At 68.7% G+C, this 16,256-nt stretch carries 9 protein-coding genes and 1 riboswitch; of the genes, 2 read left to right on the top strand and 7 right to left on the bottom strand.

Going from position 1 to position 16,256, the window contains the following annotated elements:
- Nucleotides 1-266: 266 nt before the first annotated feature.
- Nucleotides 267-435, bottom strand: a riboswitch (cobalamin riboswitch).
- Nucleotides 436-503: 68 nt separating this feature from the next.
- From narI to ACTWQI_RS26405, 6 genes are all read right to left on the bottom strand, one after another.
- Nucleotides 504-1,244: a respiratory nitrate reductase subunit gamma gene (narI, locus tag ACTWQI_RS26430; RefSeq protein ID WP_443274258.1), complete on the bottom strand. Its 741-nt coding sequence runs from the start codon at nt 1,242-1,244 to the stop codon at nt 504-506.
- Nucleotides 1,241-1,930 (bottom strand): nitrate reductase molybdenum cofactor assembly chaperone, encoded by a 690-nt coding sequence (narJ, locus tag ACTWQI_RS26425; RefSeq protein ID WP_443274257.1) that lies wholly within the window; start codon nt 1,928-1,930, stop codon nt 1,241-1,243. The genes narI and narJ overlap by 4 nt, the downstream gene beginning before the upstream one ends.
- Nucleotides 1,927-3,591 carry a nitrate reductase subunit beta gene (gene narH / locus ACTWQI_RS26420; protein WP_443274256.1) on the bottom strand — a complete coding sequence of 555 codons (1,665 nt, stop codon included), beginning with the start codon at nt 3,589-3,591 and terminating at the stop codon, nt 1,927-1,929. The genes narJ and narH overlap by 4 nt, the downstream gene beginning before the upstream one ends.
- Nucleotides 3,591-7,304, bottom strand: a complete 3,714-nt coding sequence (locus ACTWQI_RS26415; protein WP_443274255.1) for a nitrate reductase subunit alpha — start codon at nt 7,302-7,304, stop codon at nt 3,591-3,593. The genes narH and ACTWQI_RS26415 overlap by 1 nt, the downstream gene beginning before the upstream one ends.
- A gap of 482 nt (nt 7,305-7,786) precedes the next feature.
- Nucleotides 7,787-8,677, bottom strand: coding sequence for a rhamnogalacturonan acetylesterase (locus ACTWQI_RS26410; protein ID WP_443274254.1), 891 nt, complete (start codon nt 8,675-8,677; stop codon nt 7,787-7,789).
- Between the two features lie 172 nt (nt 8,678-8,849).
- Nucleotides 8,850-10,271 (bottom strand): endo-1,4-beta-xylanase, encoded by a 1,422-nt coding sequence (locus tag ACTWQI_RS26405; RefSeq protein ID WP_443274253.1) that lies wholly within the window; start codon nt 10,269-10,271, stop codon nt 8,850-8,852.
- Nucleotides 10,272-10,539: 268 nt separating this feature from the next.
- Here ACTWQI_RS26405 and ACTWQI_RS26400 point away from each other — a divergent pair, with 268 nt between their 5' ends.
- Nucleotides 10,540-13,914, top strand: a complete 3,375-nt coding sequence (locus ACTWQI_RS26400; RefSeq protein ID WP_443274252.1) for a pyruvate carboxylase — start codon at nt 10,540-10,542, stop codon at nt 13,912-13,914.
- Nucleotides 13,915-14,048: 134 nt separating this feature from the next.
- On the top strand, nt 14,049-14,627 hold the full coding sequence (locus ACTWQI_RS26395) for a hypothetical protein (RefSeq protein ID WP_443274251.1): 579 nt from the start codon (nt 14,049-14,051) through the stop codon (nt 14,625-14,627).
- A gap of 110 nt (nt 14,628-14,737) precedes the next feature.
- Here the strand turns inward: ACTWQI_RS26395 and ACTWQI_RS26390 are convergent, their stop codons facing one another.
- Complete coding sequence (locus tag ACTWQI_RS26390; protein WP_443274250.1) at nt 14,738-16,222, bottom strand: NAD(P)/FAD-dependent oxidoreductase; 1,485 nt, start codon at nt 16,220-16,222, stop codon at nt 14,738-14,740.
- Nucleotides 16,223-16,256 lie beyond the last annotated feature (34 nt).

The raw sequence follows: 16,256 nt of genomic DNA, 5'->3' as shown, positions 1-16,256 counted from the left end.
GAAACCGCACGGGCCGTCCCGGCGCGGGCAAAGGGCAAGGCGCCCCGACGGGCCGTAGGGCTGAGAAGGAGATCCGTCGGCGGTGAATCAGCGGGCGGATCAGAGTCTGCGGAGGCGCGACGCGCCCGCCCCGGGGCGGGCGTCGCACGGCGCAGTGGCCGCGTTGTGCGGACAGCCTTGCGGACAGCCAACAGCAGATCGCTGCGCGGAGATGGCGGACATACGGATGCCACCGGCCTCTCTCGGGGAGTTCCGCCCCGGACGTCGAGGTGCGACGGCGTGAGTCTCCTGACTCGGGGTCAACGCTTCCCCGGCCTTCCCGCCCGCTACGGGGCCGTGGCCGTGTCGGGGTCGCTCCCCACTCACAGTGGCGGTACCGTGCCGGAATCCCACCGGCTTCCTCGTTCCGCCGTCGCCTAACGAGGCCAAGAATCGCAGACGCACGGGCCGCCCCGCCAGACGCCCTGCCTGTGCGGAACGGCACACGCGGCGCGACGTGAGTGTCAGCGTCGGGCGGGCGGGGCGGTCGGCGTCTCCCACGCGCGTGAATAACGGCGGGCATCCGGGCCCTTCGGGTCCCGGCTGCGGTACACCACGTACGGCCGGACCAGATAGCCCAGCGGTGCGCTGAACACGTGCACCAGGCGGGTGTACGGCCAGATCGCCAGCAGGGCGAGTACGACGAGATTGTGCACCTGGAAGCTGATCGGGACGCCCGTCATCAGTTCCGGCTGCGGGTTCAGCGAGAACAGGCTGCGGAACCACGGCGCGACGGTGGCGCGATAGTCGTAGCCGCCGCCGATGAGGTTGTCGCCGACGGTGTTCAGCATCCCGGTCGCGATGGCGGCGGTCAGCAGCGTGTACATGATCTTGTCGTTGGTCGTGGTGGCTTTGCGCACGGCGGGCACGGTGATCCGGCGGTAGAGCAGAATCGCCAGGCCCGCGACCGTGGCCAGCCCGGACAGCGTGCCCGCTGACACCGAGAGGACGTGGTACGCCCCTTCCGAGACGCCGACGAACTCGGTCCAGCTCGCCGGGATCAGGATGCCCATCGCGTGCCCGCCGATCACCGCCAGCAGTCCGAAGTGGAACAGCGGGCTGCCCAGCCGCAGCAGCCTGCTCTCGTAGAGCTGCGAGGACCGCGTGGTCCAGCCGAACTGGTCGTGCCGGTAGCGCCAGATGTGCCCGAGGACGAAGGAGGTGAGGGCCACGTACGGTATGGCGAGCCAGAGCAGGGTGATCACCGGCGTCCTCCCAGCTCGGGCTGCGTCATGGGATCCATGGCGAACGGCTCCAGACCGACTTCTTCCTCGGGCGGGCCCTGTGCGGCCAGTTCGGCGATCCGGCGCCGGTCGGCCGTGCCCAGCTCGGGCAAGGTCGCACACACCGCCTCGAGTACGTACGTATATGGCGACCCGCCGTCCACCAGGGACAGCCGGAGCAGTTCCACGACGGCTCGGTGCTCGACGAGCAGCCGCCGACCGGACGTGGGGTCGACGGTCGCGGCGAACTCCAGCACCACGGCGAGATGGTCGGGGAGTTCGTGGTCGCCAAGCGTGACACCTGCCGTCTTGTAGGCGTGCTTGAACCGCAGCAGCGCCATGCCACGCTTGCGGGTGTCGCCGTAGGCGTAGTAGGTCAGATGCAGGCAGCTGCGACGGCGCAGGTCGAAGGTCTCCACATAGTGCGCGGCCAGGTCCATCGGCGACATCCGGCGAGCACTCTCGACGAACGACACTAGCGCCGGACCAGCCGGCGCGGGCACGGACCCTGCCGCTGCCGCCATCTCCTCCAGCAGGTTCAGCCTCTGGCCGGTCGGATAGTCCAGCAGCAGACCGGCGATCCGCCACACGATCCGCCGCTGCCGCTCGGACAGGTGCTGGGCTGCCGCGTTCCCGGTCCCTCGCTTGCCCACCCGGAGCGGGCTCATCGGACGCCCTCCGTCGCGGGGGCCTGCTCGGTCTGCTGACCGTCGTCAGGGGAGCCGCCCCGTTCCTGTTGGGCCGGGAACAGGCCGTCGGTGCGCTCGCCGTCCCAGTTCAGCAGGTTGATGCGGGTCCGCTTGTCCTCGGGCGCCGCGCCGTTGGTGTCGGTGAGGTGGAACTTCTCCGCCATCGCATCGAACGCGGTCATGCCAGGACCGCCGTCGCCGTCCAGGCTGCACCCCGTGGCGATCGCGTCCAGCCGGTGCGCGTCCGCGCCCGCGCCGCTGGGGATCACGTACCGCTCCTCGTACTTGGCGATCGCCAGCAGCCGGTACATGGCCTCGACCTCGTCGGGCGTGAGCCGCACCGACTCGGCGATCTCCGGCGTGGTCGGCTCGCCCAGGTTGATCCGGCGCATGTGCGCGCGCATCGCGGCAAGGCGTTGCAGCGAGGCACGCACCGGCCCGACGTCGCCCGCGGTGAACAGCTCCGCCAGGTACTCCACCGGGATGCGCAGCGCGTCGATCGCGCCGAAGAGGTTGCCCGCGTCCTCGCCGTCATGTCCGGTCTCGGCGAGCACGTCCACCACCGGCGAGAGCGGCGGCACGTACCAGACCATCGGCATCGTGCGGTACTCCGGGTGCAGCGGCAACGCGACCTGATAGTCGACGATCAACCGGTAGACCGGTGAGTTCTGTGCCGCCTCGATCCACTCGCTCGAGATGCCCGCCCGCTCGGCCTCCGCGACCACCCGCGGGTCGTGCGGGTTGAGGAACACGCCCAACTGGGCCGGGTAGAGGTCCTTGTCGTTCTCGACCGAGGCCGCGTCCAGCACCGCGTCGGCGTCGTAGAGCAGCACGCCGATGTAGCGCAGCCGCCCGACGCAGGTCTCCGAGCAGACAGTCGGGATGCCGACCTCGACGCGCGGATAGCAGAAGGTGCACTTCTCGGCCTTGCCGGTCTTGTGGTTGAAGTAGATCTTCTTGTACGGGCACCCGGTGACGCACTGCCGCCAGCCGCGGCAGCGGTCCTGGTCGACCAGGACGATGCCGTCCTCGCTGCGCTTGTAGATCGCACCGGACGGGCAGGACGCCGCGCAGGACGGGTTGAGGCAGTGCTCGCAGATCCGCGGCAGGTAGAACATGTACGTCTGCTCGAACTCGAGCTTCACCTGCTCGGACACCTTGGCCAGCAGCGGGTCCCGGCCGATCTGCTCCGGACCGCCGCCCAGGTCGTCGTCCCAGTTGGCTCCCCAGGTGACCTTGGTGTCCTCGCCGGTGATCAGCGACTTGGGCCGGGCCACCGGCGTGGTGTCCGACGGCGGCGCGGACAGCAGGTTCTCGTAGTCGTACGTCCACGGCTCGTAGTAGTCCGACACGGTGGGCAGGTCCGGGTTGGCGAAGATGTTCAGCAGTCGCTTCAGCCGGGATCCCGTGCGCAGCCGGAGCTTGCCGCGCTTGGACAGCTCCCAGCCGCCCCGCCACTTGTCCTGGTTCTCGTACTGGCGCGGATATCCCTGCCCCGGCCGGGTCTCCACGTTGTTGAACCAGACGTACTCGACACCGCCGCGGTTGGTCCACGCCTGCTTGCAGGTGACGCTGCAGGTGTGGCAGCCGATGCACTTGTCCAGGTTCATCACCATGGCCAGCTGTGCCATGACCTTCATCAGTACCGCACCTCCTGGCCCCTGCGCCGGATGGTCGTGACCTCATCGCGCTGATTGCCGGTCGGGCCGTGGTAGTTGATCGCGTACGACTGCTGGGCATAGCCGCCGATCAGGTGCGACGGCTTGATCATCAACCGGGTGAGCGCGTTGTGGATGCCGCCGCGTTTGCCGGTCTTCTCGGTGCGCGGCACATCGACCGCGCGGTCCTGGGCGTGGTACATGAACACCGTTCCCTCGGGCATCCGGTGGCTGACGATCGCCCGCGCGACCACGACCCCGTTGCGGTTGACGGCCTCGATCCAGTCGTTGTCCTTGACGCCGATCTTCGCCGCGTCCACATCGGACATCCAGATCGCCTGCCCGCCCCGGGACAGCGTCAGCATGTGCAGGTTGTCCTGGTAGGCGGAGTGGATCGACCATTTCGAGTGCGGAGTGAGGTAGCGGACGGTCACCCCGGCGTCCCCTGTGGCGCCGACGACGGGTTCGGCGAACAGCGCCGTCATGTCCAGCGGCGGCCGGAAGACCGGCAGTTGCTCACCGAGTTCGAACATCCAGTCGTGATCGAGGAAGAAGTGCTGCCTGCCCGTCAGCGTGTGCCACGGCTTGAGCCGCTCGGTGTTGATGGTGAACGGGGCGTAGCGCCGGCCGCCGGTCTCGCTGCCGGACCACTCCGGTGAGGTGATCACCGGCACCGGGCGGGACTGGGTGTCCGCGAAGGTGATCCGCTTGCCCTCGTTCTCGGCCGCGAGGTCGGCGAGCTTCGTGCCGGTGCGCCGCTCGAGAGCGTGGAAGCCTTCGGTGGCGAGCCTGCCGTTGGTGGTGCCGGACAGCGCCAGGATCGCCTCGGCCGCATGGGTGTCCTTGGCGAGCTTCGGCCTGCCCGCGGCGACCCCGGACGGGACGGCACCGTTGACGCCCTTGAGGTGGTCGACCTCCGCGTCCGGGTGCACCGTCACGCCCTTCGTGGTCAGACCGAGAGTGTCCACCAGCGGGCCGAGCGCTGCCATCTTCTCAGCCACAGCCGCGTAGTCACGTTCGACCACGACCAGCCGGGGCATCGTCCTGCCCGGTATCGGCTCGCACTCGCCCGCCTTCCAGTCGCGCACGCGGCCGCCCGGCTGCGCGGTGGCGTCGGCGGTGTCGTGTGTCAGCGGTACCGCGACGATGTCCTTGCGCGTGCCCAGGTGCTTCTCGGCGAGCCAGGAGAAGCCGCGGGCGATCCGGTGGAAGGCCTCGAAGTCGGTCTTGGCCTCCCAGGGCGGCGAGATCGCCGGGGAGAAGGCGTGCACGTACGGGTGCATGTCCGTGCTGGACAGGTCGTGCTTCTCGTACCAGGTGGCGGCGGGCAGCACCACGTCGGAGAACAGCGTGGTGCTGGTCATCCGGAAGTCCAGCGACAGCAGCAGATCCAGCTTGCCGACCGGTGCCTCCTCCCGCCAGGTGACCTCCTCGGGCCGGACCCCTTCGCGGTCGGTCGCCTGCAGGTTGGAGTCGGTGCCGAGTAGATGGCGCAGGAAGTACTCGTTGCCCTTGGCGGAGGAGCCGAGGAGGTTTGCGCGCCACACGGTGAGCACGCGCGGGAAGTTCTCCGGCGCGTCCGGATCCTCACAGGCGAAGCGCAGGTGTCCGGACTTCAGGCCGTCCACGACGTGCTGCGCACCGTCCTTGCCCAGCCGCTCCGCTTCGTCGGCCAGGTCCAGCGGGTTGCGGTTGAACGTCGGGTAGCTCGGCATCCAGCCCAAGCGGCTGGCCAGCGCGATGTTGTCGGCCGCGGTGCGTCCTGCGAAGCGCCCGGTGGCCAGCGGCGATGCCATCGCCTCGGAGGTGAACGGGTCGTAGCGCCACTGGTCGGTGGCCAGGTACCAGTACACCGTGCCCTGCATCTGGCGCGGTGGCCGCTGCCAGTCAAGACCGAAGGCGAGCGTCGCCCAGCCCGTGATCGGCCGGCACTTCTCCTGGCCGACATAGTGGGCCCAGCCGCCGCCGTTGACGCCCTGGCAGCCGGTGAGCATCGTGAGCGCCAGGAACGAGCGGTAGATCTGGTCGGAGTGGAACCAGTGATTGGTGCCCGCTCCCATGAGGATCATCGAACGACCGCCGGAACGCTCGGCGTTGTCGGCGAACTCGCGGGCGATCCGCTCGGCGGCCTTCGCGGGCACTCCGGTGATCGGCTCCTGCCAGGCTGGCGTGTACGGCTGTGACGCATCGTCATAGTCGGCGGGCCAGTCGCCGGGAAGCCCCGGGCGGTGCACGCCGTACTGGGCCAGCAGCAGGTCGAACACGGTGGTCACCCGATGCCCGTCGACGATCCGCGTGGGCACGCCGCGGTGCAGCACGCCCGGGTCGGCGGTGTCGACCGCGTCGAACCGGGGCAGGGCGACGGTCACCGCGTCGGTGTCGTCGCTGTGCAGCGACAACAGCGGGTCGACCGCACCGAGATCCAGATTCCAGTTGCCCTGCCCGGAATCGGTGAACCGGTGACCGAGCGAGCCACCGGGGACCACGGGGGCGCCGTCGGCGTCCAGCAGGACCGTCTTGAACTCGGCGCCCTCGCCCGTCTCGCCCAGGTCGGTGGCGGTGAGGAACTTGCCGGGAACGTAACCGTCATCGCGTTCGGTGAGAGTGACCAGGAACGGCAGGTCGGTGTAGCGCTTGACGTAGTCGGCGAACCGCGGAGTCGTCTTGTCGACGAAGAACTCTTTGAGGATCACATGCCCCATGGACATGGCCAGCGCCCCGTCGGTGCCCGGCCGCGCGGGCAGCCATTCGTCGGCGAACTTGGTGTTGTCCGCGTAATCAGGGGAGACCACCACGACCTTCTGGCCTCGGTAACGTGCCTCGGTCATGTAGTGGGCGTCGGGCGTACGGGTCACCGGGACGTTGGATCCCCACATGATCAAGTAGCCGGCGTCGAACCAGTCGGCGGACTCCGGAACGTCGGTCTGGTCGCCGAACACCTGAGGCGAGGCCACCGGCAGGTCGGCGTACCAGTCGTAGAAGGAGAGCATCGAGCCGCCGATGAGCGAGATGAAGCGGGCGCCGGCAGCGTGGCTCACCATCGACATCGCGGGAATCGGCGAGAACCCTGCGACCCGGTCGGGCCCGTGCCGCCTGATCGTGTGCACGTGCGCGGCGGCGACGATCTCGGCGGCCTCCCACCACTCGGCGCGCACGAACCCGCCCTTGCCGCGTGCGGACTTGTACCTGCGGGCCTTCTCCGGGTCCTCGACGATGTCTGCCCAGGCCAGCACCGGATCCTCGAGCCGCTGTTTGGCCTCGCGGTAGAGCTCGAGCAGCGTCGCGCGCACATACGGGTAACGGACCCGGGCGGGGGAGTAGGTGTACCAGGAGAACGAGGCGCCCCGCGGACAGCCGCGGGGTTCGTACTCGGGCTTGTCCGGGCCGATCGACGGGTAGTCGGTCTGCTGCGCCTCCCAGGTGATGATCCCGTCCTTGACGTAGACCTTCCAGGAGCAGGATCCGGTGCAGTTCACCCCGTGGGTGGACCGTACGACCTTGTCGTAGGCCCATCGGTCCCGGTAGAAGACATCGGCGGACCTGCCGCCGATCTTGTGCACCGTCCGGAGGTCCGCCGAGGTCTCGCCTCGTTGAAAGTGCCCGCCGATGCGGAGTAGGGAATCTTCGAAATCGGTGTCCGACCTGGCCCGTTGTACGCCGGCCGGGCCATTCGAGGAATCGGACACGAGTCCCACCTCTCCCAATATTCTAGAATTCGGGGCACCCGCCCTGGGCTGCGCAGGCCCAGTCACCGTAAGCGGCGTGTTTATGCCCTACAAGACCCCGCTCGACAGATCTGAGCATGCACACATAACGGCGACGATGCTGGTGCGGACGCTGTAACCCGGCGTTTACAACGCCGGGTTACGCGGCCGCCCCGTATAGGCCTCCCACCTCACGTTTTACCCGGGAGAACGCGCATCGGGCGGATGGGTCCTCGTGCCCTGAGCCATCGACTGTCGACAGTGGGCTGCGAAATTCCCCCGGATTTCGTCGGCGGTCCTGGTCCAGACAAATCGCCTGGGGGTCATTCTTGATGGGCGGGGGTTTTGTGGTGACCTGGTCGTGCAAGATCAGGTGGACCTCCGGGCCGGTTGGGACCTCGCCGTCGAGCTTGGGCCAGAATTTTCTGAACCCACGGCACGGTGTCGGCGGTGCAGCGCGCCGATGCCTGGGCCTAATGGGAGGCCATGGGCGGGACGACCTCGCCGGAGAGCGGCAGGCCCAGCTTGGCCACGGCCTCCGAGACCAGGCGGGCCATCTGGATGGCGCCCTTCTCCTGGAAGTGAGTGTTGTCCTGGACGCCGTTCGGGAAGTTCGGATACTCCCCCCGATCCAGCCACAGGAAGATCTCTTTGGACGCCTCCACGCCGATCGAGTTCAGATAGGCACGGCTGAGCGCCGACAGGTCGACCAGCGGCGCATTCTCCTCCGCCGCCACCGCCTTGGCCGCGTCCACATACGCGGGGAAGGACACGTTGAACCGGCCCGTGGACGGGTTGTAGTCGCGCCGCGAGACCGGGGTGACGACAACCGGCGTGGCACCGCGGGACCGGGTGGCCCGTATGTAGTCCCGGCGCAGGTACTCCTTGTAGTCCGCGGGCGGCGTGTAGCGGTCCGGCCTGCTCGCGCTGGCGTCGTTGTGGCCGAACTGAACGAACAGATAGTCGCCCGGCCGGATCACCTGGTGGATGGCGGCCAGCCGCCCCTGCTCGATGAACGTCCGTGAGCTGCGGCCGCCGATGGCGTGGTTGGCGACCGTGATGTTCCGGGTGAAATAGCGGGGGATCATCTGTCCCCAGCCCGCCTCCGGGTAGAACCTCGAGGCGTACGTCTGCGCCGTGGAGTCGCTCGCGATGTACACGGTGGCGGTGACCAGCTGGCCCGAGGCGTGTTGCGTGCCGGGCCCGGCACCGCGCGGAGCGGCGGCAGCGGAGCCGGGAAGACTCAGGGCGGTGGCGGCACCGGCGCCCAGCGCGGCGGCGGCGCCGGCGAGAACGCGCCTGCGGCTCGTGACGGTGGGGGTCATCAGGGGCGGTGCGGTACGGCTGCTCGTTCTGCGGCTCATCCGGCACTCCTGAAAGCGTGGGGGTGGAGTCGTCACCCTGGTGTTGCCGCCAGCGACGGAATGGTTGCAGGGGGTGTCGACGGCTCCGCTCGTAGGGTACGAGCGGCCGTCGGGATCGATACGCGGCGCGCCGCGGGAGATCACCGGTCGCCGGGCGACATGCTCCCGTTCGTCAGCCTCTGATCCATTTCTGGTTGTTCGCGCCGCTGCAGGACCACAGCTGAACGGCTGTGCCGTTCGCGGTGCCCTGGCCGGACACATCGAGGCACAGTCCCGACGGGACATGGGTGATCGATCCGTTGGAGTGGAGAACCCACTGCTGGTTGCCGGCGCCTGAGCAACTCCAGATCCGGGCCCTGCTTCCCTTGGTGGTTCCGGCGGCGTCCAGGCACTTGTTGCCGTAGACCGTCAGTTGTCTGCCGGAGGTGTACGACCACTGCTGGTTGGAACGGCCGCTGCAGTCCCAGATCTGCAGCTGCGTACCGTCGGCCGTGCTGGAGTTCGGCACGTCCACGCAGCGGTGGGAACCGACCCCGCGCAGCTGTGCGGTGATGCCCCCGAGCGCGACCCAGATCGAGCTGTACGCCAGCTTCTTCTCGAAGTTCTCGTCGTAAGGCAACGCCGCGCCCTGGCCGGGGAAGACGTCAGGGATCCAGGAGTGCTTGTCGGTGAAGTCCCACACGGTGATCCCGGTACAGCGGCTGATCGCCAGGCAGGCGTTGACCACGGTGGCGTAGTCGGCTGCCTGCTGGCTGTCCTTGTCGATCGTGCGCGGCAGGGTCATCCGAATGTCCAGCTCGGTGATCTGCACATCGACGCCCAGGTTGGCGAAGCGCTGGAGGTTCGACCTCATGTCGCCGGGTATCCGGCCGACGATCAGGTGTGCCTGTAAGCCGACACAGTCGATCAGGCCCTGTGAGCGCAGCGAGGAGACCAGGTGGTAGAGCGCGTTGCTCTTGGCGTTCACCCCTTCGACGTTGTAGTCGTTGAGGCACAGCTTCGCGGACGGGTCGGCGGCGCGGGCGGTGCGGAACGCCTCGGCGATGTAGGAGCCGCCCATCGCGTTGTAGAAGGGGCTGTTCCGGTAGGTCCCGTCCTCATTGAACGGCTCGTTGACCACGTCCCATGAGTGGATCTTGCCCTTGAAGTGGGTGACTTCCCTGGTGATGTGGTTGTTCATCGCGGCCTGCACCTGACTGGGCGGCAGGCTGCTCACCCAGCTCGGGAGCTGGGAGTGCCAGACGAGCGTGTGACCCCGCACGATCTGGTCATGATCGCCGGCGAAGTTCACGACCGTATCGGCCTCGCCGAAGCTGAACTGGTTCTGGCGTGGCTCGGTGAACTGCCACTTCATCCGGTTGCCAGGGGTGATCTGGGTGAACTCGCTGCCCAGAATCGACGAGTAGGGCTCATCGAACATGTGCGGGTTGTCGGTGGCAGAGCCGAAGTATCTGCCCTTGAACTTGGCCAGGCTGCCGAGCGAGCCGGGCGCTGCGGCGTGCACGGACGGGCTCGCGGCGAGGCCGGCTGCCAGCATCGCACCGATGCCCAGCAGCACACCGGCCAGGCGGAAGCGTTGACGACGATGTGCCATGCGGGGCTCCTCCTCTTCCAGACCCTTCTGCTGGGGGTGGTTTCCCGGTCGGTGAATGGTTGCCGCACGCGCCCAAGACGGCCCGCGCCACGGGCAGGGGCCCCCACCGAGGCGGTTTGCGTCGCGGACGTCGAGGTGTTCCCGGTGTGAGAGGACGATCACGTCCCCCTGTTCGAACCGGATGACCAGGGTGCAGGCTGTGCGCTGTACAGCAGGGGCGTCGCCGACAAGGTTGGTGTTCGTACCGGGCAGGCAGAAGGGATCGGGCATGTTCCGCAAGGTGCTGGTCGCCAACCGGGGGGAGATCGCGATTCGCGCGTTCCGCGCCGGCTATGAGCTGGGCGCGAGAACCGTTGCGGTCTTCCCGCATGAAGATCGCAACTCGTTGCACCGGCTGAAGGCCGATGAGGCCTATGAGATCGGTGAACCGGGGCACCCGGTGCGGGCCTATCTCTCCGTCCAGGAGATCGTTCGCGCGGCACGGAAGGCGGGTGCGGACGCGGTCTACCCCGGGTACGGCTTCCTGTCCGAAAACCCCGACCTTGCGCGCGCGTGCGAGGAGGCGGGTGTCACGTTCGTCGGCCCGAGCGCGGAGATCCTGGAGCTGACCGGAAACAAGGCTCGCGCGGTGGCCGCGGCGCGCGAGGCCGGCGTCCCGGTGCTCGGTTCCTCGGCGCCCTCCACCGATGTGGACGAGCTGATCCGGGCCGCGGAGGAGATCGGCTTCCCCGTGTTCGTCAAGGCGGTCGCCGGTGGTGGCGGGCGCGGTATGCGGCGGGTCGCGGATCCCGGAATGCTGCGTGAGTCCATCGAGGCGGCGGCCCGTGAGGCCGAGTCCGCATTCGGTGACCCGACGGTCTTCCTGGAGAAGGCCGTCGTCGACCCCCGGCACATCGAGGTGCAGATCCTCGCCGACGCCGAGGGCGATGTCATCCACCTCTTTGAGCGCGACTGTTCGGTGCAGCGGCGCCACCAGAAGGTGATCGAGCTTGCGCCCGCGCCCAACCTCGATCCGGAGCTGCGCGAGCGGATCTGCCACGACGCCGTGAAGTTCGCCCGGCAGATCGGCTACCGCAACGCGGGGACCGTGGAGTTCCTGCTCGATCGCGAGGGTCGGCACGTGTTCATCGAAATGAACCCGCGCATCCAGGTCGAGCACACGGTGACCGAGGAGGTCACCGATGTCGATCTCGTACAGGCGCAGCTGCGCATCGCCGGTGGTGAGACGCTGGCCGACCTTGGGTTGACGCAGGAGACCGTCTACCTGCGTGGTGCCGCGCTGCAGTGCCGGATCACCACCGAGGACCCGGCCAACGGGTTCCGCCCGGACACCGGCATGATCAGCGCCTACCGCTCGCCGGGCGGCTCGGGTATCCGGCTCGACGGCGGTACCGCCCACTCCGGCACGGAGATCAGCGCGCACTTCGACTCGATGCTGGTCAAGCTGACCTGCCGGGGCCGGGACTTCAAAACTGCGATTGGCCGGGCCCGGCGCGCTGTGGCCGAGTTCCGTATCCGCGGTGTGTCCACGAACATTCCGTTTCTGCAGGCCGTGCTGGACGATCCGGCCTTCGGGGCAGGCGAGGTCACCACGTCGTTCATCGAGCAACGGCCGCACCTGCTGACCGCACGGCACTCCGCCGACCGCGGCACAAAACTGCTCACCTACCTCGCCGATGTCACGGTCAACAAGCCCCACGGCGAGCGGCCCCGGCTGATCGAGCCGACCACCAAGCTGCCGCGGCTTCCCGAAGCCGAGCCGCCTGCCGGCTCCAAGCAGCAGCTCACCGCGCTCGGGCCGGAGGGTTTCGCGCGGTGGTTGCGCGAGTCGCCGACGATCGGCGTCACCGACACCACCTTCCGAGACGCGCATCAGTCGCTGCTCGCCACCCGGGTCCGAACGAAAGACCTGCTCGCCGTGGCTCCGGTGGTGGCGCAGACCGTGCCGCAGCTGCTGTCCCTGGAATGCTGGGGCGGCGCCACCTACGACGTCGCGCTGCGCTTCCTCGCCGAGGACCCCTGGGAGCGCCTCGCCGCCCTGCGTGAAGCGGTACCGAACGTCTGCCTGCAGATGCTGCTGCGCGGACGTAACACGGTGGGCTACACGCCCTACCCGACCGAGGTGGCAAGCGCCTTCGTGCAAGAGGCCACGGCCACCGGCATCGACATCTTCCGGATCTTCGACGCGCTCAACGACGTCGGACAGATGCGGCCCGCCATCGAGGCCGTGCGGGAGACCGGTTCCGCGATCGCCGAGGTCGCGCTCTGCTACACCTCCGACCTGTCCGACCCGTCGGAGCAGCTGTACACCCTGGACTACTACCTCAGGCTGGCCGAGCAGATCGTGACCGCGGGCGCGCACGTGCTGGCGGTCAAGGACATGGCAGGGTTGCTGCGCGCCCCGGCCGCGGCGAAGCTCGTATCCGCGCTGCGCAGGGAATTCGATCTACCGGTGCACATCCACACCCACGACACCGCGGGCGGCCAGCTTGCCACCTATCTCGCGGCGATCCAGGCCGGTGCGGACGCGGTGGACGGGGCGGTGGCCTCCATGGCGGGCACCACCTCGCAGCCGTCGCTGTCGGCGATCGTGGCCGCCACCGACCACTCCGACCGGCCGACCGGGCTGGATCTCCAAGCGATCGGTGATCTGGAGCCGTACTGGGAGAGCGTACGCAAGATCTACGCGCCCTTCGAGGCGGGCCTCGCCTCGCCGACCGGGCGCGTGTACCACCACGAGATCCCTGGCGGGCAGCTGTCCAACCTGCGCACGCAGGCCATCGCACTGGGCCTCGGCGACCGCTTCGAGGAGATCGAGGCGATGTACGCCGCCGCCGACAAGGTCCTCGGCCGCCTGGTGAAGGTCACCCCGTCATCGAAGGTTGTCGGCGACCTCGCGCTGCACCTGGTCGGAGCCGGGGTGCCGGCAGCGGACTTCGAGGCCCGGCCGAACGGGTTCGACATCCCCGACTCGGTCATCGGGTTCCTCCGCGGTGAGCTGGGCAACCCGCCGGGCGGGTGGCCAGAGCCGTTCCGCAGCAAGGCGCTGGAAGGCCGCGCCGACCCCAAGCCGACACAGGAGCTCTTCGAGGAGGACCGTGAACGGCTGGAGAAGGACCGGCGGGCGACGCTGAACCGGTTGCTGTTCCCCGGGCCGACGAAGGACTTCGAGACACATCGTCAGGCTTACGGCGACACCAGCGTGCTGGACAGCAAGGACTTCTTCTACGGGCTGCGCCCGGGGAAGGAGTACACGGTGGACCTTGAGCCGGGCGTCCGGCTGCTCATTGAGCTGGAAGCCATCGGCGAGGCCGACGAACGCGGCATTCGCACGGTGATGTCCACGTTGAACGGTCAACTGCGACCGATCCAGGTGCGGGACACCTCGGTGGCGTCCGATGTGCCGGCGACAGAGAAGGCCGACAAGACCAATCCTGGTCATGTCGCCGCCCCGTTCGCCGGCGTGGTGACGCTGACGGTCGTCGAGGGCGACGAGGTTGAGGCCGGTGCCACCGTGGCCACCATCGAAGCGATGAAGATGGAAGCGACCATCACTGCCCCGAAGGGCGGGACCGTCTCCCGGGTCGCCATCAACTCGATCCAGCAGGTGGAAGGCGGCGATCTCCTCGTCGAGCTTGCCTAGAGTTCGGGCCGACCGTCCCAGCCGGTAGATGCTCCAGGGCCGCCGAATGGCGCTCCGCATCGATTGATCACTTTGCCAGTGTTGGGGGAAGACTTTATTGAACTCTTAGAGGAGGACCCGTACGGTGGCGCACCATGGCTACTGAGAGCACCAAGATCACCGATGCCACCGATGGCAACACCGAGAACGAGGAGGAGACCCCGGATCCGGTCCAGCCCCGGGAGCCCTCCCTCGACAAGACCACGGACGAGGAGGGAGCGGACACCGGCGCCTCCGACGAGGTGAACGACGATCTCCTGGATGCCCCTGCCGACATCGCCCCCGCCGGCGGTCTCGTGGCGGGTGCAGCCGCCGTCGTCAGCGCCGGGCTGGGGCTCTGTTCCCTCACCGGTACGGCCCTCAGCGACATGCTGCGCTCCCGCACGGAGCTGATCGGCCAGATCAAGGCCAGCACCGGCGGTGGTGGCGACCAGATCAATGCCTTCTACAGTGCCCCCTGGCACACCGCGGCCCTCCTGAACGGCATCTTCGCCCTGCTCGCCGTCGTCATCGGCGGTGTGCTGCTGGCCCTATACGCCCGGCGGGCCGACACCCGGCCCTGGGTGAAGGCCGTCGCCCTCGGCGGCGGCATTCTCGGCGTGATCGGGCTGCTCGTAGCGGGCGGTATGTACCTCGATCTCTTCGCAAACGCGCCCGAGCTGCCACGTTCCTGAGGCACCGCCGCTCGCGAGCGGTGCGAACCCGCTACAGCAGCTGCTGGAGTACCGCGGGGGCGCTCATCCCGTTCGCGCTGGACCTGGATCTGGGCCTGATCCTGGCGCGGCTACACGTCGCGCCGCGGATGGCGTTCGCGGGCGGCGCTCAGGTAGGTGGCGAGGTGCTTCATCCTGGTGTCGTCGGCTCCGGCCACGGCCTCCAGAATCTCCGGTTGGAGCGCGATGGGGTGGCCGAGCCGGTCGAGTGCGTCCTGTGCCCGCTGGCGCCGCACACCGATGATCGGCTCGGTGTCGAGGAAGTACGGGAGACGGAGTCCGAACTCGACTGATGTGTCGACCCATTCGCTGGTGTACCGCTCGAGCGCCGTTGCGGGGGCCGTCGTCTCGATCGGTGCGCGGCCGGGTGTGAAGAGTGCCCAGGGCGACTCTTCCGACTCCGGCTCGGGGGTGGACCCCGTGATCAGGTCGGCGAGATGTCGGGCGATCACCGGCGAACCGTGGAAGCCGTCCCGGTACGTGGCGGTGGCGAAGAGCAGGCCCGGCAGCGGCGACCGGCCGATGAGCGGGAACGTGTCGAGGCTGATGGGCCGGCTGCCGTAGTGCCAACGACGTACCGACGAGGAGGCGAGGCGCTGGTCGAACTGCTCGACGGCGAACCGCATCAGGGACTGGGCAATGCCGAGCCGGGGGCCCTCCGGTGGGTCGAGCAGCACGATGTTGGTCGCCCCGATGTACTCGTGGCCCCCGGCCAAGGGAACGAGGTGGAGGCCGCAGCCTCCCGATCGGGTGGGGGTACGCACGACATGCCCGAATCCGGGGCCATCCCCGCGTCGGGTCTCCACCGCGAAGCCGGTGCCGTGCAGCATCGGCTGGACCATGCCGGCGGGCAGGTCCTCGATGAGCCGCTGGGTCGCGGAGCCCGCCGCGAGCACCACGGTGCCGGCCGGAACCGTCTCCCCTGAGGCCAGCCGTACCCCGGCCACGCCCTCGCCTGCGATCACCAGGCTCGTCACCTCGCCCGGAACGGCCTCGACCCCGTGGCGATCGGCCGCGGTCTCCAGCGCTGCGAGCACGGCCCGAGCGTTGACCGACCCTTCACGTTCCAGATACAGGGCACGCACGGGCCGCTCCTGGGGGAGCGGGGACAGGCCCTCGATGTCCTGCGGGTCCACGTCTTGGTGCGGCTCGCCAAGCGCGGCCGCGGCGGCACGGACGGCCTCGAAGTTCGTGGCCGTCGTCGGCGTGGACTGGAATGCCAGGAGAACGAAGGTGCCGGCTGTCCAGGTGTCCTGCAGGGCGGGGCCGTCCGCGCTCTCCGCCAGCCGGCCGAGCCATTCCGGCCAGGCGTCGAGCGCCTTGCGGGCGAGCGCGAACTTGGCGCGGCAGGCTGGATGCCGGTCGGTGAAGCCGGTGACTTCGGCGAAGCAGTTCAGCATGGCTCCGGCCGCCACCGTGGCGGAACCCGGCCGTGCCGGCGGACCGACCACGGCGATCCGCACGCTGGGCGAACGGACAGCCGTTTCGAAGGCGATCGACAGTCCCAGGACCCCGTTTCCCACGATCACCACGTCGTGCGACGCCCGCTCTGACACCCTCACACCACCTCGCCCGCGACACCGTCCTGCC

This window comes from Streptomyces sp. KR80 (assembly GCF_052245555.1).
GTDB lineage: Bacteria > Actinomycetota > Actinomycetes > Streptomycetales > Streptomycetaceae > Streptomyces.
Note: the sequence above shows the minus strand (reverse complement) of the source record. Positions and strands in the feature narration are given on the sequence as shown.